Annotated in this window: 18 protein-coding genes; 4 read left to right on the top strand and 14 right to left on the bottom strand. The window is 62.3% G+C overall.

The genetic code is table 11. The features are described from left to right. Positions 1–147: 147 nt before the first annotated feature. Both AC5ZG1_RS30310 and AC5ZG1_RS30315 read left to right on the top strand, forming a co-directional pair. Positions 148–807, top strand: coding sequence for a hypothetical protein (locus AC5ZG1_RS30310; RefSeq protein ID WP_496134998.1), 660 nt, complete (start codon positions 148–150; stop codon positions 805–807). A gap of 114 nt (positions 808–921) precedes the next feature. Beyond that, the gene (locus AC5ZG1_RS30315; protein WP_496134999.1) at positions 922–2,256 is read left to right on the top strand and encodes a TAXI family TRAP transporter solute-binding subunit; all 1,335 of its coding nucleotides are present in this window, start codon (positions 922–924) and stop codon (positions 2,254–2,256) included. Between the two features lie 51 nt (positions 2,257–2,307). Here AC5ZG1_RS30315 and AC5ZG1_RS30320 read toward each other — a convergent pair whose 3' ends face one another. From AC5ZG1_RS30320 to cyoA, 12 genes are all read right to left on the bottom strand, one after another. Next, complete coding sequence (locus AC5ZG1_RS30320; RefSeq protein ID WP_496135000.1) at positions 2,308–3,645, bottom strand: ABC transporter substrate-binding protein; 1,338 nt, start codon at positions 3,643–3,645, stop codon at positions 2,308–2,310. A 396-nt stretch (positions 3,646–4,041) separates the two neighbouring features. Further along, positions 4,042–5,670 (bottom strand): GMC family oxidoreductase, encoded by a 1,629-nt coding sequence (locus tag AC5ZG1_RS30325; RefSeq protein WP_463328205.1) that lies wholly within the window; start codon positions 5,668–5,670, stop codon positions 4,042–4,044. Between the two features lie 172 nt (positions 5,671–5,842). Further along, positions 5,843–7,093, bottom strand: a complete 1,251-nt coding sequence (locus tag AC5ZG1_RS30330; RefSeq protein ID WP_496135001.1) for an adenylate/guanylate cyclase domain-containing protein — start codon at positions 7,091–7,093, stop codon at positions 5,843–5,845. Then, positions 7,090–7,479 carry a response regulator gene (locus tag AC5ZG1_RS30335; protein WP_028164261.1) on the bottom strand — a complete coding sequence of 130 codons (390 nt, stop codon included), beginning with the start codon at positions 7,477–7,479 and terminating at the stop codon, positions 7,090–7,092. Before AC5ZG1_RS30335 ends, AC5ZG1_RS30330 begins: the two co-directional genes overlap by 4 nt. Before the next feature lie 2 nt (positions 7,480–7,481). Then, the gene (locus AC5ZG1_RS30340; RefSeq protein WP_496135002.1) at positions 7,482–10,529 is read right to left on the bottom strand and encodes a GAF domain-containing protein; all 3,048 of its coding nucleotides are present in this window, start codon (positions 10,527–10,529) and stop codon (positions 7,482–7,484) included. A 147-nt stretch (positions 10,530–10,676) separates the two neighbouring features. After that, a complete protein-coding gene (locus tag AC5ZG1_RS30345) occupies positions 10,677–11,210 on the bottom strand; it encodes a response regulator transcription factor (protein WP_130225987.1) in 534 nt (177 codons plus the stop codon). After that, positions 11,200–12,537: an ATP-binding protein gene (locus AC5ZG1_RS30350; protein WP_456641427.1), complete on the bottom strand. Its 1,338-nt coding sequence runs from the start codon at positions 12,535–12,537 to the stop codon at positions 11,200–11,202. The genes AC5ZG1_RS30345 and AC5ZG1_RS30350 overlap by 11 nt, the downstream gene beginning before the upstream one ends. Before the next feature lie 25 nt (positions 12,538–12,562). Beyond that, a complete protein-coding gene (locus tag AC5ZG1_RS30355) occupies positions 12,563–13,387 on the bottom strand; it encodes an SURF1 family protein (protein ID WP_456641426.1) in 825 nt (274 codons plus the stop codon). Beyond that, a complete protein-coding gene (gene cyoD / locus AC5ZG1_RS30360; protein ID WP_130225985.1) occupies positions 13,384–13,779 on the bottom strand; it encodes a cytochrome o ubiquinol oxidase subunit IV in 396 nt (131 codons plus the stop codon). The genes AC5ZG1_RS30355 and cyoD overlap by 4 nt, the downstream gene beginning before the upstream one ends. Further along, positions 13,776–14,405, bottom strand: a complete 630-nt coding sequence (gene cyoC, locus AC5ZG1_RS30365) for a cytochrome o ubiquinol oxidase subunit III (RefSeq protein WP_130225984.1) — start codon at positions 14,403–14,405, stop codon at positions 13,776–13,778. Before cyoC ends, cyoD begins: the two co-directional genes overlap by 4 nt. Continuing rightward, entirely contained in the window at positions 14,402–16,411 is a 2,010-nt protein-coding gene (cyoB, locus tag AC5ZG1_RS30370; RefSeq protein ID WP_496135003.1) for a cytochrome o ubiquinol oxidase subunit I, read from the bottom strand. The genes cyoC and cyoB overlap by 4 nt, the downstream gene beginning before the upstream one ends. A gap of 10 nt (positions 16,412–16,421) precedes the next feature. Continuing rightward, a complete protein-coding gene (cyoA, locus tag AC5ZG1_RS30375; RefSeq protein ID WP_130225982.1) occupies positions 16,422–17,588 on the bottom strand; it encodes a ubiquinol oxidase subunit II in 1,167 nt (388 codons plus the stop codon). Between the two features lie 186 nt (positions 17,589–17,774). Here cyoA and AC5ZG1_RS30380 point away from each other — a divergent pair, with 186 nt between their 5' ends. Further along, positions 17,775–19,091 carry an MFS transporter gene (locus AC5ZG1_RS30380; RefSeq protein WP_496135004.1) on the top strand — a complete coding sequence of 439 codons (1,317 nt, stop codon included), beginning with the start codon at positions 17,775–17,777 and terminating at the stop codon, positions 19,089–19,091. A gap of 121 nt (positions 19,092–19,212) precedes the next feature. On the opposite strand, the gene AC5ZG1_RS30385 is transcribed toward AC5ZG1_RS30380, so the two are convergent. Both AC5ZG1_RS30385 and AC5ZG1_RS30390 read right to left on the bottom strand, forming a co-directional pair. Continuing rightward, positions 19,213–20,709, bottom strand: coding sequence for a M48 family metalloprotease (locus tag AC5ZG1_RS30385; RefSeq protein WP_456671158.1), 1,497 nt, complete (start codon positions 20,707–20,709; stop codon positions 19,213–19,215). 178 nt (positions 20,710–20,887) lie between these two features. Then, positions 20,888–21,682 carry a thermonuclease family protein gene (locus tag AC5ZG1_RS30390; protein ID WP_456641422.1) on the bottom strand — a complete coding sequence of 265 codons (795 nt, stop codon included), beginning with the start codon at positions 21,680–21,682 and terminating at the stop codon, positions 20,888–20,890. A 212-nt stretch (positions 21,683–21,894) separates the two neighbouring features. Here AC5ZG1_RS30390 and AC5ZG1_RS30395 point away from each other — a divergent pair, with 212 nt between their 5' ends. Beyond that, a complete protein-coding gene (locus tag AC5ZG1_RS30395; protein WP_130225979.1) occupies positions 21,895–22,413 on the top strand; it encodes an Mpo1 family 2-hydroxy fatty acid dioxygenase in 519 nt (172 codons plus the stop codon). Positions 22,414–22,432: the final 19 nt, after the last annotated feature.

A 22,432-nucleotide genomic window follows, 5' to 3' on the forward strand; every position in this document is an offset into this window, starting at 1 on the left:
CGTCCTTGACACGTTTGCTTCAGCCGACTGCGAGCGGGAATTATGCTCGCTCGCCCTGCCTTGACCTAAGTCAATGTCAGCCGGATGACCGATCATTGAATCAGGAGCAAGAGCCATTCCGTTGCGCTTCTGATTGGGGAGAGATGAGTGATCAGGACGCTACTCACACTCTCAGCCATTTTCCTGTCGGCGGATTGCGCGAGCATGGAGATTTCGCGCGTGGCCGGTTGCTCCGGAGATGTCTTGAGGCTGCGGGGCGATATCGAAGAGGGCGACTATATACGATTTAGATCTCATTTCAGTGCCCAGCGGCGAGTTCTCGGCATCGATCTCAGCTCGAAAGGTGGAAAACTCGATGAAGGATTCCAGATCGCAATCTTCACGCGTCAGAAGCGGTTGACGACGTACGTTTCGGGAGAGTGCGACTCGGCATGTGCGTTCATTTTCTTGGCGAGCCGGAAGCGCTACGTATCGGAGAGCGCAACGATCGGAGTTCACTCGGTTTCAAACGGCCATGGCGGAGAAGATGTCAAGACGATCCGCGATACCATTTACCTGGCCAGGTTGTCGGCGAAACTCGGCATTCCCCTCTCAACGATTGGAAGAATGGTGACGACGCCCGCAGGAAAGATCTCTTTTCTGAATGAGGACGACCTGTTGGCGCTGAAGGCGATCGTTCGCGATCCTTTTGAGGGCATAGTGGGAGAAAAGAACTCGCCAGAAAACTGCAGCACCAATAAAACAAAAGCAGCTTCGAACCTGAAACAATCGGCTCCAAAAGCGGCCAGCCATTCGACAACGGATTAGCGGAGGTGGGTCACACAGAACAGTCGTAGTGGCGGTGTCCTTAATGACTTGGTTTTCGAGGTTCGCGCAGGGGGAGAGGCAGGTTCGGCCGATGATCATTTGTCGAGAATAGGCATGGACGCAATCAAGCTGCCGATCTGGTTGCGCGTCGCTATGGTGGCCGGGCTGGTTGCCCTGGCCGCGGGGGCAAGTCTATTCGCGTATCGCTGGTATGTCCGGCCGGTCACGCTGTCGATCGCGGTCGGATCCTTGGACGGCGAGGCGCCAAGAGTCGTATCCGCGCTGGCGAGTCGCCTCACCGAGGTGAACGCGCCGGTCCGGCTCAAGGTGGTTGAAACCACTGGCGCACTCGAGTCCGCCAACGAGTTTGCCGCGGGCAAGACCGATCTGGCGGTGGTCCGCGGCGACGTCGGCGACCTGTCGCAGGCGCAAGCAATCGTCGTCCTCGCTCAAGCGGTGGTGTTGCTGGTCGCGCCACCGGGATCGTCGATCACGGACATGAGCGGCCTCAAGCGCGTCACTGTGGGGGTGGTTGGAGGCGAGACCAATCAGAAGATCGTCAGCGCGCTGACCAAGGAATACGCCCTTGATCGCGCCAATGTCGTGTTCAAGAACCTTGCGCCGGCCGACACGCGCCGGGCGGTCGATAGCAAGGAGGTGCGCGTCGTCCTTTTCGTGATGCCCATGACCGAGAAGTATTTGTCGCTGGTGCGGGGACTCTTCTCCCAGAGCGGGAAAGCCGCCCCGGTCCTGATCCCGATCGATGCTGCGGGAGCCATAGCCGAGAAGGAGCGCGCGTACGAGAGCTTCGACATCCCCAAGGGTACGTTGCGAGGCTCCCCTCCGATCCCGGCAGATGATGTCACGACGCTGAAAGTTTCGTTCTACCTGGTTGCCAAGAAGTCGCTTGATAACGATCTGGTTGCTGATTTCACGCAAGCCTTTACGAGCGCGCGCCGAGACCTGTCGGGCGAACTGCCGATCCTGGCGCAGATGAAGGCACCCGATACCGACCCCGGCGCCTATCTTCCGGTTCATCCAGGCGCCGCGGAGTTCTACAACGGCACCCAGCAAAGCTTCTTGGACAAGTGGAGCAACGCGATTTTTCTCACGCCAATGGCATTGGGCGCGCTTGCCTCAATATTGGCAGCGGCCTGGAAATTTCTCAGATCCGGCGAACTCGAGACCAAAGAAGCTGCGCTGGATTCGCTATACGCGCTGGGACAAAGGATCAGAAAGGCTGAAACGGAATCGGAGCTGTTCGAGATTGAAAATCAAATCGACGAAGTTTTGCGTGCGCAGCGTGCCAGAGCGGGGACCGACGACGAAGGCGCCCTTGATGCCGCTACGCTCAATGTCGCCGCCCATCGGCTTGAGAATCTCATCCATGATCGAAAGGCAGTGCTAGCCATAGCAGGCCAACAGACCAAGTTGAAAACCACGTCGTGAGGCTATTAGCAATCGCGCCTGAGTTCGTCGCCATGGATTGCGTGCGTGTCTTCAGCTCCTCATGAAACCTTCGCACTCGGCTTCCGCCCATCCGAGGGTCCTCTCCATTGCTTCACCCTGCGAGTGGCGCAGGCACATCTTGGTCAGCGTCGCTTGCGAGTAGATCTGCTGCGCGACTTTGGGCGGTGCTGGCGAGGCCGCAACTGACAGCTTCTGATGGTTATAGGGGTTCGGATAGTGATAGAGCGTGCCCTTTGGCGGCTCCGCTTCCGCCCAAACCTCCAGTGTCGTGAGGTTCTGGTAGGCCGGCAGATCATAGCCGCCGCTGGCGACCACCAGCTTCTCAATCGATGACGGCTGCGAGAGATGCGCAAGCAGGCTCTTGGCCGCCGCCTTGTTCCTGGAGAATTGCCAGATGGCCCAGAAGAAGGGCACGTAGGGCGCGAAGCGACCTCTTGGGCCGGCCGGAAAGCCGTGGGTCCAGCATTGCTGGGCAACTTGCGGAGCGTCGCGCTTGGCGACTGCCCAGGCGCTCGGCGGGTTCATGATCAGCGCGCCCCTGCCGGAAATCAGCCATTTGTTGTTGGAGGCGTCGTCCCATGCCGCGACGTCTGATGGCAGGAAGGCGATCAGCTTCTTGTAGAAATCCAGCGCCTGCCGGACGGCGTCGGTCCTGACAGTCAGGTTGCCTTTGGCGTCGACGAGTTCTGCGCCGAACGACTGGAAGATCGCGCCGGCGGTATCAGTGCTGTCAGCGGTCTCGCCGACACCGATGCCGAAGGGGAAGCCGCCTTTCTGGCAGGCCTCGGCAGCCCTAAGGAACGTATCCATGGTCCAGTTGTCCGCTTTCGGCGGGCTGCCGGCCGGATACATCTCCTGCACGTCGATATTGGCGTATTTCTTCATCAGGTCGATACGCGAGCAGGGACCCTTGATCTGGCTGCCGACGCACGAGGGAACGGCGAGCCACTTGCCGCCTGCCTGGCCGAGGTATTCGACTGTGTAGTTGACCGCGCCGTTCTGCTGGATGATCGGCGCCATGATGTCGTTGACGGGCTCGAGCAGTTCGGCATTCGCATGCGGCAACCACGTGGCCATGACCAGGATATCGTGGCCGGATTTGGCTTGCGCTTCGGCGGAGACGGTCAGGAGGATCTTGTTGCCCTGGCTGGTGATGTAGTCGATCTGAGCCTCGACCTTTTCCTTTGCAGCCCATTCGTTGACGAGATCGGTCAAGGTCTTGTTGGCGCCCGGCACCCAGTGGTCCCAAAAACCCATCGACAGTTTGCCGGCGGCGTAAGCGCCGCGCACATATGGCGCCGTGATCAGCGCTGCGGACGACATGGCAGTCGCACTTACGAATTGTCGTCGCGAAAGCTTTCGTGACATTGTTCCCTCCATGATGGCCAATTGGTGTTTTGTTTTTCGTGGGCTTCGGCGCAGTGCGCGGAAAAGCGAGCGCGCAAGCCTATGGTGACTTGCTTCGCGTGAGATTGAGTAGAATTGATTGATCGAAACACTGCATCGCTAAACGACTCGCGGCAGCAGCGCATTATTGTGTGAAATTCAATGCCTAAAGTTGTATTGGAGCAAGCGGTATAATCCGACAGCCACCCTGTCCCAACGTTTCTATCCGTCATCGGATCGCTTCAGAACCAAGAAGCGAAAGACTCATTGCTCCGATTGAGCTGCGCCGCGTTCTGCCTGGTCGCGATGGAGGAACGGTCGCTCGCCGGCCAGTCGAGATAACGAGGGCGCCTTGTCATGGCGGCGGCGCCCGGGCCACTATTGTGCCGGGGTCAAGCCATGCGTTTCCAGGACCTGTCCCTGCTGGCCGCGGATCAGATCAGAGGCCTTCTCGGCGATCATGAGAACACATGCATTTATGTGCCCAGATACGATTGTTGGCATGACTGACGCGTCGACGATCCGAAGCGAGGTCGCGCCAAGGACTGAAAGCTGGCTGTCCACGACACTCCCGATTCCGCAAGTGCCGCACGGATGGTTTGCGGTGATCGCCGTGCTTCGAATCCACTGTTCAATATCGCCGTCCGATTGGACGCGCGAAGGTCCGGCTGATTTTCCTGCCAGCGAGGCAACCGCCGGGTGAGCGGCCAATTCGAGACCGATTTTTGCTCCACGCAGCAACGTCGCAAGGTCATCCGGGTGCTCGAGGAATCCGTTGCGGATTCTCGGTGCATCAAGGGGGTTTGTCGATCTCAACGAGACCTCCCCGCGACTTTTTGGATGCAGCAATGTTGGACGGATCGCAAAGCCGTCTTCAAAAGCCGGACGAATCCCTGGGAACCAGACGTAGGGCTGAGCGGCCGTTCCCCGAAACATGAATTCGATGTCCGGCGCCTCGAGCGAAGGATCGGTCTTGACGAACCCGAAGAGATACCTCGGAAGCATTGTCCCAGGTCCGGTCCCAAATAGATAAGCTCGGACCAGGGCTAACGAAATTCGGTCAAGGCGCATCGTCCTGTGGAAGGCACCCGGCGTGGGGCGGCTCCAGTTGAACCATGCAGCAAGGTGATCTTGCAAATTCTGGCCTACCGGCAGATCGATAAGTGTTTCGATCCCAAGAGAGGCGAGATGCTTCGTCGGCCCGATACCCGACAACATGAGCAAATGTGGCGTGTGATACGCGCCCGCACACAGTATGACCTCTCGATTCGCCATCACGTAGGCGCTTCGCCCACCGCTGACGTACCGTACTCCCACCGCTCGGGTACCCTCAAAAACGATTTGAGTCGCTTGCGCTCTGGTATGAAGTACCAGATTTGCGCGCTTCAGCGCGGATCGAAGGTAGGCTGAGGCTGTCGTCTCTCGACGGCCTTTCCAGGTGGTATTTTGGATTATCCCGAATCCCTCGTGCGTTTCTCCATTGAAGTCGTTCGTGAATGTGAAGCCGAGGTCGCGCGCAGCGGCGAGCCAGGCGTCGAACAGCGGATCGACTGAGCGCGAGAACTCGACGTGTATCGGCCCCGATCCGCCGCGCAATACGCTTCCTCCTTCCTGCCACGTTTCACAACGTTTGAAGTAAGGGAGAACATCGCTGTAGGACCATCCTCGGGCGCCCGCGCGAGCCCAGCCGTCATAGTCGGCACGATCGCCGCGCGTGAATGCCATCACGTTGATCGAGTGAGATCCGCCCAACACTTTCCCGCGCTTTGCGGGAATCACGCGGCCATTGAGACCGGCATCAGGCTCAGCCATCAGGCCCCAATCGTAGATCCCATACTCATGAAGCTTTCCTAGTCCGATCGGAATGCGGACCAGCGGATTTCGGTCGTATCCACCTGCCTCGAGCAAGAGAACAGTTGAATTGGCATCCTCGGAGAGACGGCTCGCCAGGACACAGCCCGCGGAGCCTGCTCCAACAACGATATAGTCGTACGATCGTCGTTTCAATTTTTCGACGCTCCAGGACTGCGCTCAGAGGGCGATGCCTGCACCAAGCGGCGCAATGGCCCTGGCGTTAGAAGTAATCAATCAAGAAGAGCCAACAAGCCCGACACCGCAGCGTTCGATGCCGATCTCCGACCATTAGTATGTTTCAGCTGTAACGGAAACGTGCGCCCGGTCAGGCGAGCTCGATGCGGATGCCTTTGGCGCCGTTGAGCAGCCGCCGCAAATGATAGCTGGCGAGCGGATCGTCGGCATGCGTTCCGACCAGTGCGGCGAAAGCCGGCATGGCCGCGGCGTCACCCGACTCGAGCTTGGCAAAGGCGGTCGCATATTGGGTTGTAGCCGGCGCGTCGAATTCCGCCGCCGATAAAGGCTCGTGGGCGCGGAGCGGCTCGCTGCGTCCGCGCAGGACAAGATCACCGATGGGGCGTCCCTTGAACTCCTGTGCCGCGCTTGCGACCGCGTCACTCACACAAATCCGCGTGCCCAGCGCCTTGTTTGCGGCTTCCAGCCTGGCCGCGGTGTTGATCGTGTCGCCGTAGGCGGTGTAATCGAAGAAGCGGTTGCCGCCGAAATTGCCGACCAGCGCCGGGCCGGCGTGCACGCCGATCCTCGTGGCGCCGAAATTCACGCCTCTCTCTTTCCAACGCCCGCGAAACGCCTCCGCCCATTCATCGAGCGCCTGCGCGCAGGCAATCGCACGGGTCGCATAGTCGGGCTGGTCGCCGGGTGCATTGAACAGCACCTGGATGGCATCGCCGATCACTTTCGCCACCGTTCCCTCGTGAGCGAAGACGACATCCGTCAGGCCGCCGACATACTCGTTGAGCAGTTCCGCCAGCACCTCGGGCACGGCCGTCTCGACCAGCGAGGTAAAGCCCGTGATATCGGTGAAGATCACGGCGACCTCGCGCCAGCGCACCTCCATGTCGTTGCCGTCGTCCCCGGCGGCAAGGCGCTTGGCGAGCTCGGGCGAGAAATAGCGCGACAGCGAGGCGTGGGCGCGCTCCGCTTCCATCTGGCGGCGGCGTGCCTCGCGCAGGACTTCGATGTGACGCATCGTCTTTTCGATCGTCATCTCCAGGTCGGCGAAATCGATGGGCTTGGTGATGAAGTCGAATGCGCCGCGATTCATCGCGGTGCGGATGTTGCTCATGTCGCCATAGGCCGAGACGATGATGGTCGACTTCTTGTCCTCTGCCTCCTGCAGTTTTGCCAGCAGTGACAGGCCATCCATGCGCGGCATGTTGATGTCGGAGACGACAAGATCGACATGGGGATGTTGCTCGATCGACTGAAGGGCTTCAAGGCCGTCACGCGCGAAGACGAAGCTCACCAGTCCGTCGCGGATCTGCCGGCGGAATTTCTGGAGCACGAGCGCCTCCAGATCCGGCTCGTCGTCGACTACGAGAATGGTGGCGGTCATGCGGATCGTTCCAGCCTCGCGTCGATCTCCTGGCGGACTTGGCTGAAGTCGATCGGCTTGGTCAAGAGGTCGTCCGCGCCTCGCTCCAGCGCCTTCTTGCGCGTCGCGGCGTCTCCGTAGGCCGTAATCATGATCACGGGAACGTCAGGCCGCCGCGCGCGGACCTCCGGCAGCATCTCGAGCCCGCTCATCCCGGGCATGTTGATGTCGGAGAAGATCAGGATCAGCGAGTGCTCGCCGACGTCGGATATGCGGGTCAGGGCCTCCGACGCCGTCCCGGCAAAATCCATCACAAAGCGCTGGGCGCGAAGATCGCGGCGAAATTGCTGGCGGAACAAGGCCTCCACATCGGGCTCGTCATCCACCACCAGGACCATCACACTCACGGCTAACCTCTGTTACTATCCGAAAAATTACTTCTGCGCGGCAGCAGGATGGTGAACTCGGTAAACGCGCCGGGTTCGGTCTGGACATTGATCGTGCCGCCATGCTGCTTGACGATGATGTCATGGCTCATGGAAAGTCCAAGGCCGGTGCCTTCCCCTGCCGGCTTGGTCGTGAAGAACGGGTTGAACATCTTCTCCTTTACCTCGGGTGGAATGCCGACGCCGTTGTCGCGGATCCGGATCTCGACGTATTCGCCACGGCCGAGTGTGCTGGCGCTGACCTCCGGTTCAAATCCTGGACCATTTTCACTGCCCCGCTTGGCGACCGCATAAAAGCCGTTCGAAATCAGGTTCAGCAACACACGCGTGATCTCCTGCGGGAACACCTCGGCCGTGCCGGCATCCGGGTCGAGGTCGCACCTGAGGGTCACGTTGAACCGCGGCTTCTCGGCGCGTGCGCCGTGATAAGCGAGGTTGAGACTCTCCTCCACAAGCGCGTTCACGTCGGTCGGCCGGTGCTCACCGCCGCCCTCCCGCGAATGTAGGAGCATGTTCTTGACGATGGAATCGGCGCGTTTGCCGTGCTGCACGATTTTTTGCAGATTGCCCTTCAGGAGGCCGCTCAGCTCATCGACCTCGTCGCGGACGCTGTCGGCGAGTGACGCTGACGCCAGCAAATCGCTCAGCTCGCCCGTCAGTTCCGCGGAAAGTGCGGCAAAATTGTTGACGAAGTTGAGCGGATTCTTGATCTCGTGCGCGATGCCGGCCGTGAGCTGACCAAGGGAGGCGAGCTTTTCGGTCTGGATCAGGCGATCCTGCGCGGCGCGCAGATCGTCGAGGGACTTTGCAAGTTCCCTGGTGCGGGCCTGCACTTGCTCGAACAGCCGCACATTGCCGATCGCAATCACGGCCTGGTCGGCAAAGGTCTGCAACAGTGCAATCTGCTTGTCGGTAAACGGGTGCACCTCGTTGCGGCGGAGCACGATCGCGCCGATGCTCTCGTTTTCCCGCAGCAGCGGCACGCTCAAGATGGTGCGGTGTCCCATTTGAAGCGCAAGCTCGCGGCCTTCCGGAAAGTCAGTTTGCTCGTCACGGAGATCGGCGACATGCACAGGGGTCTGGTCGACAAAGGCGCGGCCCGCAGTCCAGTTGCGATTGATCGGCCATTTCTCAAGGGGAATGGGAATCGGCCCGTGATGAGCGCTGAATCGCAGATCGTTGCCGTCCTTTAGCGCCACGGCGGCGTCATAGGCATCGCAAAGCTCGCAGGCGCTGTCGACGATTGCCTTCAATGCCGGTCCGACATCTGTCGGCGAGGACGCAATCACTTTCAGGATGTTCGCGCTGCCGGTCTGATAGGTGAGGGCTTCCTGCAGATCGCGGGTCTTGGCCTGCACTTCGTTGAACAGCCGCGTGTTCTCGATGGCGATCACGGCCTGATCGGCAAACGTCCTGAGCAGGGCAATCTGGTTGTCGGCGAACGGGCCCGCTTCGGCGCGCGAAACACCGATCGTGCCGATCGCAACGCCTTCGCGCAGCATCGGCACGACGATGATGCTTCGATATCCTCTGGCGCGCGCCATCTCCTTGACGGCCTGGGAGACATCGGGTTCGGTTTCGATATCGTTGCGAAATGCGATGGTTGAACTCTGTGCGACCCGGCTGTGAATCCCCGGGGACGTCAGCGGGGTAGGGAACGAATTCTCTATCTCCCTGTCCCCGGCTTCGCTTCCCGCCGTGTGGGCTGCCAGATGAAGCATGTCATCCACAACGCGCGTGACGAGCGCCGTCTGGCCGCCGAGCAGCCGCTTCGCACTTTCGGCGATGGCGTCGAATACCGGCTGCACGTCGGTTGGCGAGCTCGCGATGACGTTGAGAATGTCGGCGGTCGCCGTCTGTCGCTCCAGCGCTTCTCTTGTCGCGTTGAACAGGCCGACGTTCTTGATCGCGATCACGGCCTGGTCGGCGAAAGTCTGCAACAGCCGGACCTGGTGCTCGCCGAACGCGCCGGTCGCCCGGCGCGTGGTGATGATGATGCCGATGATCTCGCTCTCGCTGACCAGCGGGGCGAACAACATGCTGCGATAGCCGCGCGCACGCGCGATATCCCGTGCGGCCGGCTCGAGCTCGGTGTCGGGCAGTTGCGCGGCCGTACCATCAGCCACGAGCTGGTAGGGCGGGAATTGAGCGAAGGGCATTGGAAACGCCGCCTGCAGCGCAAGGTCACCGGCAGGATCGGTCGGGGTGAAGGCCGCCAGATGGGCCGCGCCGCCCGCATAGCGAAGCACCGCGGTGGAAAAGCCGCCGATCAGCCGGTTGGCGTTGGCCGCGATGGCCTCGAACACCGGCTGCACGTCGGACGGCGAACCTGCCATCACATTCAGGATATCGGCGGTGGCGGTCTGCCGCTCCAGCGCTTCCCGCGTCTCGTTGAACAGACGCGCGTTCTCGATCGCGATCGCGGCCTGATCGGCGAAGGTCTGCAGCAACTGCACGTGGTCAGCGGCGAACGCGCCAGGCTCGGCACGTGTGACGCTGATCATGCCGACGGGCGTTCCCCTGTTCATCAGCGGCATGAACAGGACGCTGCGGAAACCGCGCAGCCTTGCCAGCTCCTTGTTCAGTTGCGGGACGTCGTCGGCCTCGCTGTCCGGAAACTGAACCGTCTTGCCATCGCGAACCAGGGCAAAGGTCGGAAAGTCTGCGATCTGTCGCGGGAATGATGACTTCAGTCCCTCGTCCGCCTCCAGGCTGATCGGCGTGAACGCCACCAGATGCAGCTCGTCGCCGATGAATTGGAGCACGGTCGCGGAGAAGGCGCCAAGCAGGCGCTTGGAGCTGGACGCGATGGCCTCGAACACCGGCCGGGCATCGGACGGGGAGGCTGCGATGGTGCGCAGGATCGCCGCGCCCGCGCTCTGGCGATCACGCGCAACCGCAAGGTCGCTTTGCAGGCGTGCATTCTCGGCTGCACCGGAGCGCAATTGCTGCTCGAGCTCGTCGATCCTGCGCCTCAGCTCGGCGGCGATATCCTGGGAAAGCGCGGTCATTCGTGATCCGGTTCGGCGTCGCTGCACGAGCAGGCGCACTGCGCGGCCGACGGAGGCCGGCCTGTCTATTTGCCGCATTATCACATTCCGCCCGGCCGGGGGCCAGTGCCCGCAAGCTGCCGATATCTGCGCTCGAGAACGCTCCAGTCACTTCACCTGGCGTTTTTCCAGCTTTCGGGCCAGGGTCCGGCGGTGCATGCCAAGCCGCCTTGCGGCTTCGGAGATGTTGAAATCGGTTTCGATCAGGGTCTGGTGAATGCGTTCCCATTCCAGGGTCTTGATCGAGGTGGGACGCGCGGCCACCTCGATATCGGCGTTGCCCTCCGCCTTGCGGAAGGCGGCTTCGATATCGTCTGTGTTCGACGGCTTGGCGAGATAATGGCAGGCGCCGAGCTTGATGGCTTCCACCGCGGTGGCGATGCTGGCAAATCCGGTCAGCACGACGATCAGCATCTCGGGATCGTGCATATGCAGCGCTTCCACGCAGGCCAGCCCCGAGGCGCCGCCCAGCTTGAGATCCACCACGGCATAGCCGGGGGTTTTCTCTTCAAGCACTTTGCGGGCCTCGTCGAGCGAGGCCGCCACGACGACCTGATAGTCGCGCCGCTCGAACGAACGTTTGAGGGTGCGGGCAAAGCCTTCTTCGTCTTCCACGATCAAAAGCAGCCGTTCATCCGTCAAGGCTGCCTCCGATCGCAAGCGTTGCCAGGGGCAGTTCGAGGCTGATGGTTGCACCTCCCTCTGCATTGTTTCGCGCCGTCACGACCCCGCCGAGCTTGCGCACGACATTGACGACCAGGAACAGGCCGAGGCCGCTTCCCGGGCGGCCCTTGCTCGATTGGTACGGCTTGCCCAACTGCGCCAGCATTTCCGGCGCAAAGCCCGGTCCGCGATCGGTGACCGACAGCATAAGCCGGTCGTCGGCGCGCTCGGCCGCGAGCTCGATCCAGTCGCGCGAGACTTCTGCGGAATTGTCGAGCACGTTGAAGATCGCCTGTTTGAGCGCGACCTCGGAGACAACGGGCAGGTCGGTGCCGAACTCGTTCCGGAAGTACAGCGTAGCCGACGGGCGCGTCGTGCGCCACTCCTGGACCAGCGCCGCGAGAAATGCAGTTACAGTCGTCGGCGACGATTCTTCGCCGCGCGCCTCGCCGGCCGAGACGAGAATACCCGTGACGATCGACTTGCACCGTTGCAGCGACGTCTCCATCTCGAACAGATCGTCCGAGAGCTCCGGATTCGATGTGAGGGCTGGCATGCGGCGCCAGTCGCTCAGGATCACCGACAGCGACGCCAGCGGAGTGCCGAGCTCATGGGCCGCCCCGGACGCGAGCAGGCCCATGCGAACGATGTGATCCTGCTCGGCGGCATGCTGGCGCAGCGCGGCCAAATTGGCATCGCGTTTCCGCAGGTTGTGGTTGATGCGCGTCACGAACACCACGAGCAGGACGGCATTGAGCGCAAAGCCGATGAACATGCCGGCGACATGAAGGCTGAACGGATCGCTGAAGCCGTACTGCGGCAGCCCGAGCGGGCGATAGGCGACGGTCAGCCCGGCGAAGCTCAAACAAGCCAGCCCGACCAGCGACCAGGTCGAGCGCGCATCGAGCAGGACCGCGCCGAGCGTCACCTGCAGAAGGTAGAGCGATGTGAACGGATTGGTCGCGCCGCCGCTCAAATAGAGCTGGCAGGTCAATGCAGCGACGTCGAGCATCAGCGCGAGCAGGAGTTCGCGATTGTTGATCTCCGCCCGGTAGCGCACCCAGACCAGGCTCAACAGGTTGAGCGCCACGAGGGCTGCGATCACGCCGGCCATCGGCAGGATCGGCAGGGCGATGCCAAGCCATTGATCGACGAACGCGATCGTCACGATCTGGCCGATCACCGCGGTCCAGCGGAGCTGGATCAGCAGCGCCATGTTCTTGCGGTTGGTGGTGTCGTCGGTCGATTTTGGCGCATCCAGCGCGACCGGGGCTGTGCCGGCGCCGGCCTTCGCCGGCTCCGTCATGGCCTCGCCCGCCGTTTTCCCGTGGTCATGCTGATCCGATATGCGCTCGAGCATCTGGGCCCGTCTTGCGAGATAAATTGCGTGCGGCGGCCACCAGGCTCCGCACGGCATCGCGCCGCGCATCGAAGTCGCGGACATGGTCCCTGACGCGCAAAGCGCGCAGGAGTGCGGCCGCCAGCATAATGGCCATGGCGAACCATGTCAGCGCGTAAATCAGATGGTTGTTTGGGAACCTGACGACGGTCAGCCCGCCGATCGGATAGCCGCCGCCGTTCGGGGTCGCGTCCGCATCGACGAAGAACGGTGCGACCTGCGACTGTCCACGCGCCGCGGCGATCGCTGCGACGTCGCGGGAATACCAGCGGTTTGCCGCCGGGTCGTTGCTGCGCAGGAAGCCGCCCTCTGGCTCGGTGATCCGCAGCAGGCCGGTAACGCTCACTATTCCGGGCGGGTTTCCCTCGCGCCGTGTTGAGGGCTCCCGCCGCTCCGGGGGAACAAAGCCGCGATTGACCAGGACCGTGACGCCGTCCGTCGTCTGCAGCGGCGTCAGGACCCAGAAGCCGCGGCCATAGTCGGTCACCGCCGCCACCAGCGTCTCGCGCTCATGCAGGAAGTGGCCGCTGACGGTTACCCGCCGGTATTCGTCGCTCGACGCGGTAATCGCGTGCCACGACGAGGGCGCGGGGATCGGCTGAGGGGCTGCATGCTGGCGCTGCTCGACCCGGTCGATCAGTGCCAGCTTCCATGTCCTGCGCTCAAGCTGCCACACGCCGAGCGCGGTCAGCGCGACCACGCCCAGCGCCGCAAGGGCGACCAGCAGCAGCGAGAGGGCAGATGGGCGCGCCGTCACTGCATGGTGCTCATGTCATGCCCGGGCATCATGTTGACGTTGAGGTGATGCATGACCCAGAGCGTTCCGGTCAGTCCGATCACCACCATGATGATGGTGAAGATCAGCGCCATCATGGTCCAGCCGCCCTCGGAGCGGGTGTTCATGTGCAGGAAATAGACCATGTGGACCACGATCTGGATCGCCGCCAGCGCCGTGATCGCAAGCCCGGTGAGCTGCTTGTCTCCGAGCACGCCGCTCATCACCAGCCAGAACGGGATCGCGGTGAGGATGACGGAGAGGCCGAAGCCGATCAGGTAGCTTTCGCGCGAGCCGCCGGCATGGTGCTCGCCATGTCCGTCTGCAGGGTGTGCGTCGTGAGCGGGTTGCAGGGAGTGAGTATCGGCTTTCATCGGAGCATTCCCATCAGGTAGACAAAGGTGAACACGCCGATCCAGACCACGTCGAGGAAGTGCCAGAACATGCTGAGGCACATCAGACGCCTGCGGTTGGCCTCGATCAGGCCGTAGCGCGCGACCTGCACCATCAGCGTCACCAGCCAAACCAGGCCGAAGGTGACGTGCAGGCCGTGGGTGCCGACCAGCGTGAAGAAGGACGACAGGAAGGCGCTGCGCTGTGGCGTCGCGCCCTCGTGGATCATGTGGGCAAACTCGAACAGTTCGATGCTGATGAATGCCAGGCCGAACAGCCCGGTTATCACGAGCCAGGCCTGCATCGCGCCGACGCGCGACTTCTCCATCGCCAGCATCGCGAAACCATAGGTGATCGACGACAGCAGCAGCATCGAGGTGTTGACCGCCACCAGCGGCAGGTCGAATAGATCCTTGGGCGCCGGGCCTGCCGCGTAGTTGCCGCCGAGCACGCCAAAGGTCGCGAACAGCATCGCGAAGATGAGACAGTCGCTCATCAGGTAGATCCAGAAGCCGAGCATGGTGCTCGCGCCTTCCGGATGCTCGTGCTCGTCGACGACGTAGAAGACCGGTTCGGAATTTTGTGGAGGGACGACGGCGAGTGTCATGACTTGGCTCCAGCGGCAAGCAGGTGCGTGCGCGCATCTTCCACCCGGACGACCTCATCGGCCGGAATGTGATAGTCGCGGTGATAGTTGAAGGTGTGGCCGATCGCGACCGCGAGCAGGCCGATGAAACTCACGGCCGCCAGCCACCACATGTACCAGATCAGGCCGAACCCCATCGCCGTGGCCAGCGCGGCGAGGATGACACCCGTGCCGGTGTTGCTCGGCATGTGGATCGGCTTGAACCCGGTGAGCGGACGCCGATAACCGCGGCGCTTCATGTCCCACCAGGCGTCGTTGTCGTGAACGACGGGGGTGAAGGCGAAGTTGTAGGCCGGCGGCGGCGACGAGGTCGCCCATTCCAGCGTGCGTGCATTCCAGGGGTCGCCGGTCACGTCCTTCAGCGCTTCGCGCTTGAGCACGCTGACTGCGATCTGAACCAGGAAGGAGATGATGCCGAGGAAGATCAGGAATGCACCAATGCCGGCGATGATGAACCAGATCTGCAGGCTTGGGTCGTCGAACACCCGCAGGCGGCGTGTGACGCCCATCAGGCCGAGCACGTAGAGTGGCATGAAGGCGAAGTAGAAGCCCACCACCCAGAACCAGAACGACAGCTTGCCCCAGAATGGATCGAGCCTGAAGCCGAAGGCCTTCGGAAACCAGTAGGCGATGCCGGCAAACGCGCCGAACACCACGCCGCCGATGATCACGTTGTGGAAATGGGCGATCAGGAACAGGCTGTTGTGCAGGACGAAGTCGGCCGGCGGCACCGCCAGCAGCACGCCCGTCATGCCGCCGATCACGAAGGTGAACATGAACGCGACCGTCCACATCATCGGCAATTCGAAGCGGATGCGGCCGCGATACATCGTGAACAGCCAGTTGAACATCTTCGCTCCCGTCGGGATCGAGATGATCATGGTGGTGATGCCGAAGAAGGAATTCACGCTGGCGCCCGAGCCCATCGTGAAGAAGTGATGCAGCCAGACCAGATAGGACAGGATCGTGATGACGACGGTGGCGTAGACCATCGAGGTGTAGCCGAACAGGCGCTTGCCCGAGAAGGTCGAGGTCACCTCGGAGAAGATGCCGAACGCCGGCAGCACCAGGATGTAGACCTCGGGGTGGCCCCAGATCCAGATCAGGTTCACGTACATCATCGGGCTGCCGCCGAAGTCGTTCGTGAAGAAGTTGGTGCCGATGTAGCGATCGAGCGACAGCAGCGCCAAAACCGCCGTCAGCACCGGGAAGGAGGCGACGATGAGGACGTTGGTGCACAGCGAGGTCCAGGTGAAGACCGGCATCCTCATCATCGTCATGCCGGGCGCGCGCAGCTTGACGATGGTACAGATCAGGTTGATGCCTGATAGCGTCGTGCCGACGCCGGCCACCTGCAGCCCCCAGATGTAGTAATCGACACCGACGTCAGGACTGTAGCCGATATTCGACAGCGGCGGATAAGCGAGCCAGCCGGTGCGCGCGAATTCACCGACGAACAGCGAAATCATCACCAGCACCGCGCCGCCGACCGTCATCCAGAAGCTGAAATTGTTGAGGAAGGGGAACGACACGTCGCGCGCGCCGATCTGCAGCGGGACGACGTAGTTCATCAGCCCGGTGACCAGCGGCATGGCGACGAAGAAGATCATGATCACGCCATGCGCGGTGAAGATCTGATCGTAGTGGTGGGCGTTGAGATAACCTTCGGAGCCGCCAAAGGCGATCGCCTGCTGCAGGCGCATCATGATGGCGTCGGCAAAGCCGCGCAGCAGCATCACAATGCCGAGGATCATGTACATGATGCCGATGCGCTTGTGGTCGACGGTGGTGAACCACTCGCGCCACAGATAGCCCCATAGCCGGAAATAGGTGACGGCGCCGAGCAGGGCGACGCCACCCAGCGCCACGACGACGAAGGTGCCGACGACGATCGGCTCATGCAGCGGCAGCGATTCCAGTGTCAGGCGGCCGAAAATCGCTTTGGCGAGGGAGGAAGTATCGAACATGCGGCGCTCTTTAGGAGTCTGATTTCGGACGCGGTCCGAGAAGAAGGGAACTCGAGGATGGATTGGCGGGCGAGAACAGCGGACGCTTGAGGCCGGCCCCGCGCAGCGGTGTCGTGTCGAACGGGACGGTGCTCTCCGGCTCGGATTGCCCCTTGAGTTCGTCGACCGAGCAGATGCCCGCCACGTAGGTCGGTTCGGGCCCGAACACCGCGCCGCGCCGGGCATATTTGTCGTAAGTCAGCGGCAGCGTGTTGTTCAGTCCTTCGCGACCAAGCCCACCCTTGGCATCGATCGCCATCATCTCGCTGGCGCACATCTTGCCGGGCTCGACGCACATGTTGACGATCGCCTTGAACAGGTCGCTATCGACGGAGCCGTAGCGGCGGACCGGCTCGTTGGCGCTCGGGCGTTCGAGCACGAGGTATTCGTTGCGGCCGAGCATGTCGCCGCTTGCCTTGACGTTCGTGATCCACTTGTCGAATTCGGCCGTCGTCAGGCTGTGGAACGCGAAGTACATCCCGGAGAAGCCGGCGCCGCTGTAATTGGCGGAGAAACCCTTGTAGACGCCGGGCTTGTTGGTCACGGCGTGCAGCTTCGTCTCCATGCCCGGCATGGCGTAGACCTGGCCGGCCAGCGCCGGAATGTAGAAGGAGTTCATCACGGAGGAGGCCGTGATTCGGAAACGAATCGGGCGATCGACGGGAGCTGCAAGCTCGTTGACGGTGGCGACGCCGTACTCCGGATAGATGAACAGCCATTTCCAGTCGAGCGCGACCACCTCGACATTGAGCGGCTTGTCTTGGGCCTCGATCGGGCGGTCGGCGTCAATGCGGCCAAGCGCGCGGTAGGGGTCGAGCAGGTGGGTGGCCATCCAAGTCAAGGCGCCCAGGCAGACGATGATCAGGAGCGGCGCCGACCAGATGACGAGTTCGAGCTGGGTGGAATGGTCCCATTCGGGCTCATAGCGGGCTGATGTGTTCGACGCCCGGTAGCGCCAGGCGAACAGCGCGGTCAGCGCCATCACCGGCAGGACGATCAAGAGCATCAGAACGGTGGAGATCACGACCAGGTCGCGCTGCTGCACGGCCACGTCGCCGGCCGGGGCGAGTACGACAAAATCGCAACCTGAAAGAGCGGCTGCGAGCGGCAGCAACGCCAGAATCCTCAAGACACGCACGGTGGAACCTTGTTGGAAATTTCCTATGTGAAACAGGGGGTAGCTGCGATGCAACAAAGAGGACATTGGACAATTTGTCCAATGTTGCAGTGCGCAATAGCGGCCCAAACAGCGCCTTTGAGGCCGCTAGCGGCAAGACCGGATGGTGGCCGTCTCAATCAAGAACGGAATAAGGCATAAGGCGCGATGGCGATGACACAGGCCCCAGCAATGGCTCACGGCCACCCGATGACGGCAGGTCACGAACCGGCGCGCCCGGGGGAGATCGCCATCGGCGTCATCATCGGCCGCACGTCCGAATTCTTCGATTTCTTCGTCTATGCGATCGCATCCGTGATCGTGTTTCCGCGCCTGGTGTTCCCATTCGCGAACGAGCTGACCGGGACACTTTATTCTTTCGGCATCTTCGCGCTGGCCTTCGTGGCGCGTCCGCTCGGGACCGTCATCTTCATGACGATCGACCGCCATTACGGTAAGAGCGCGAAGCTGATTATCGCGCTGTTCCTTCTGGGCACGGCGACGGTGGCGCTCGCCTTCCTGCCCGGCTATGAGACGATAGGCGTCGTCGCGATCTGGCTGCTGGCGCTGGCGCGTGCCGCCCAGGGCCTGGCCTGGGGCGGGGCCTGGGACGGCCTTGCCTCGCTGCTGGCGATCAACGCGCCGCGACATCACCGCGGCTGGTACGCCATGGTGCCGCAGCTCGGCGCGCCGCTCGGACTGATCGTGGCAAGCGCCCTGTTCGCGTTCTTCGCCGGCAACCTGTCCGCGGAGGATTTCTTCGACTGGGGCTGGCGCTACCCGTTCTTCGTCGCGTTCGCGATCAACGTGGTCGCCCTGTTCGCACGGCTGCGCATGGTGGCGACTCCGGAATATGATTCGGCATTCGAAAGCCGCGAGCTGCAGCCGGCTCGCATCGTCGATACGGTTCGTGACGAGGGGCGCAACATCCTGCTCGGCGCCTTCGCGCCGCTGGCGAGCTTTGCGCTGTTCCACATGGTCACGGTGTTTCCGCTCTCCTGGGTGTTCCTGTTCACCCGAGAAAGCCCGGTGCGGTTTCTCATCATCGAGATGATCGGCGCCGCGTTCGGCGTGGTGGCGATCGTGGCTTCGGGAGTGATCGCCGATCGCGTCGGGCGAAAATTACTGCTGACCGGGTCGGCGATCGCGATCGCCGTCTATAGCGGCTTCGCTCCGCAACTGCTCGATGCCGGCGCCGTCGGTGAAACCATCTATATGGTGCTGGGCTTCATTCTGCTGGGCCTGTCGTTCGGCCAGTCTTCGGGAGCGATCGCCTCCAGCTTCGCGCCGATGTACCGCTACACCGCCTCGGCGCTGACCTCGGACCTCGCCTGGTTGTTCGGGGCCGGGTTTGCGCCGCTCGCCGCACTCTTGCTGGCGACCCATTTCGGCCTGATCTCCGCCGGCGCCTATCTCTTGTCCGGCGCGGTGTGGACGCTGCTGGCGCTCTGGCTGAGCGGGCTGCGCGAAAACATCATCGAGTAGCGGCGAACGGAGAAAGACTAGAGCTTCGGTTCTGATTGAATCAGAACCGAAGCTCCAGATTCTTGTTTTGACGCGTTTTCCTCGCGCGAACCGGTAATCCACTTCGCTCGAAAACGCTACGTTACTCCACCACGATCTTCACGCGATCGCGGGGTTTGACCTGGGCGTGGGCGTCCAGCCCGTTGAGGACGCGGAAGCGCTCGGTCGGGTGGTCGACGCCGCTCATGCGGTGCGAGAGCGATTCCACGGTGTCGCCGGGCTGCACATTGATGACCTTGATGCGCAGCGGACGCGCGGCCTGGATTTCCTCGAGCGTCAGGCGGCGGAACGAATTGACGGTCTCGCGCGCATTGCGCTCGCTCTCGGTGGTCTTCTGCTTGGCCGCGAAGATGAAGCGATAGACGTCGCTGCCGAAGCGCAGTGCGTAGACTTTGAACTGCCATTGGTCGCCCCGCGCGGTGGCGGACGCCGCCGGGAAGCCGTTGACGGTGATATCCTCTGTGGAAGCCTTGTCGACGCCTTCCATCCAGCCGGAGTTGAGATAGTCGCCGAGCGACTGTTCCGCCGGCACCCGCACCACATCGAACCGCATCGCCTGCGCGCCGCCTTCGCGAACGCCGATCACCGCCTGCGCGGTGTTGTCGAGCGTGAAGTTCTCCGGGGCCTGGAAGGTGAACCCGAGCTTGGGGTGCAGAAAGCGGCGGCCGCGGACGAAACCCTCGCTCGGGTCTTCGCCATAGACGATGTTGTCGATCGCGGCGAGATAGGTCTCGCGGTCGCGCTCGGCACCTTCAGGCGCCGCATATTGCCGCGCTGCGGCCTGCGCATTGGAAATGCGTTCGGGCGTTGCCGGATGCGAGGATAGGAAGTCCTGCGCGCGCGGATCGAACGAGGTCTTGCCGACCTTCAGCGCCGCATTGCGCTCCATCGCCGTGAGGAAGCGCGAGGCACCATAGGGGTCGAAATGCGCGCGCGCGGCGATGCCGACGCCGATGCCGTCGGCCTCGAATTCCTGCTGGCGCGAGAAGCTCGCCATCGTGAGCTTGGTCTTGGCCAAAGCGAGCGCAGTGAGATCGGGATCATTGCTCATGTCCGTGACGACGCGCGTCACCACCGCCGCCTGCCGTGCCTGGTCTTCGCGGATGGAGGCGTGCTTTGCGAGTACGTGCGCCATCTCGTGGCTCAGCACGGACGACAACTCCGAGGTGTCGCTGGCGAGTGCGATCAGGCCGCGCGTGACATAGAGCTGGCCGGTCGGCAGTGCGAAAGCGTTCACCGCGCCGGAATTGAGGATCGTCACCTTGTATCCCTGGTCGGGACGGTCGGACGCGGCGACCAGCCGATCGACGGTCTTGCTGATCAGGCCTTCCAGCTTCGGGTCGTCATAGGCGCCGCCATAGGTGGCAAGGATCCGCTCGTGCTCGCGCTCGCTCGCCGGCGTCTGCGCGACCGTGGGCTTCGGTTTTGCCGCTTGGGGCGCCGCGACCGGTGCTGCGGTTTCGAACCGGCCGGCGCCGAGATTGCCGCAGGCGGACAGCAGGGTCGCCGCGCACAAAAGCGCCAGCGCAGCCGAAAGGCCGCGGCCCGTCCTGTCCCGCCGTCCCACACCCTCAATCACGCCAGCTACTCTCAAGCTGCCGGAAGATATCATGGTCCGACCCGCCGGATCACGACCCCATCCCTGTTTGCGCCCTGTTTACGCATGATCTCTCGGAAGAACGAGCTTCCCGGATCATGCTCTCATCTGTTTGCTTGAGCACGACCTTTTCGGAGAGCCGCTTCCCCTTTTCATGCCCTTAGTTCCCGCCGAGCACTTCTAATTGCCCCACCCGGAGCAGTTCGATCCGTGGCCCGTTGCGCGCTTCGATCCAGCCGCGGATGCGAATCCGTCGATTTTCCAGTGACTTAGGCGCAAACCCAGCCGCCTCGAGCGCGGGGATCATGCGCCTTGGAATAGTCACAGCAAAGTCCCGTGTCCAGTTCCGGCCAAAGTTGAGGTAGGTGGTTGCTCCCGCCTGACGGACGGACAAGACCTTCCCCTCGACCACCGCAAAACGCCCGATCCCCGCCAAAATATCGCCCGGACTTTCCGCGTTTTTTATGGCCGAGGCGTCGGCCCACGTTCCCCTTTTGGCCTGCCTCGCCTCGGCCTCGGCGGCAAGCAACAGGGTGGCGCAATCCCGATTCGAGACATCAGGCGATACCATCGCCTGGCCCTGCTTCAATAGCTCGCTTTGCACGGCCGCGTCGGAGCCCGAGACAAAGACGAACGCCGCCTGGCGTCCATAGCGGTCCGGCGCGTCGTCCTCGCCCTGCAGCGAGATGTCGCGTCCCATCACCAGCGCCGACAGGGCTGCGGCCCCTTTCTGCCGGTCCGCAATCTCGATGCCGGCGAGGCGGATCTCGCGGCCGTCGTCGAGACGAAAGCTGCGCCCGCCGGTCACGGACACGACCCGGCCCTCGCCCTGGGCTTCGAAAGCGCATCCCGCCGCGCGGGCCGAATCGGCTATCACCGGAGGCATGAGGCACAACAGCAACATTTGTGCACAAAATTTCGCGTGATGCGCTGTCACTTTGTGGCCCCGTGTCATGACGCCGCTGCTAGCCGACTGAATTAGGACATGATTTTCCGTAACGACGTCGGTCTCCGTCCGACACTATCCCCGGGGCATTTTGACTTGAGGCCGATTGCGAGCATAAGTAGCACCCCATCGGCGGGGACCAGCAATGAAGCCGGAGCGCTGGATTTCGCGCAAGCCAGTCTTGCCGTGCGTCCGGGCACAACAGGAAAGATAAGTGCTGCATGAACTCGTTTTTTCGGCGGCAGTTGACCGATTACGTTGAATATCATCGTGACCCCTGGAATTGCGTGATGCATGTGTTCGGCATCGTGTTCCTGTTCCTGGCGGCCATTCTCCCCCTCAGCCTGTTGTCCTTCACTCTGTTCGGAGTTGAGGTCAGCGCGGCCGTGCTCGCCGTGCTGCCGGTCCTGTTCTACTGGTTCTTGCTCGATCTTGCGCTTGGTGCGGGAATCTTTTGCGGGGCTGTCGCTCTGCTGTCACTGGCCGCCTGGATTGTCAGTCATGTGACCATCACCGGCTTGTGGTCGCTTACGGCGGTCCTCCTTGTCGTGGGAGTCGCCTCGCAGATCATCGGGCACCAGGTGTTCGAACGCAGGAAACCCTCGATGGCCGACCACCCCGCCCATCTGCTGCTCGGACCGATGTTCGTGATGGCGAAATTATTCATCGCGCTGGGCTTTCGGCACGATCTCGCGCGTATTATCCAGCCTCCGCAAGATTCCCTGTCGTATTCCCAGTAGCTCCAGCCGTACTGCATCC

It is taken from the genome of Bradyrhizobium sp. Leo78 (genome assembly GCF_059512425.1).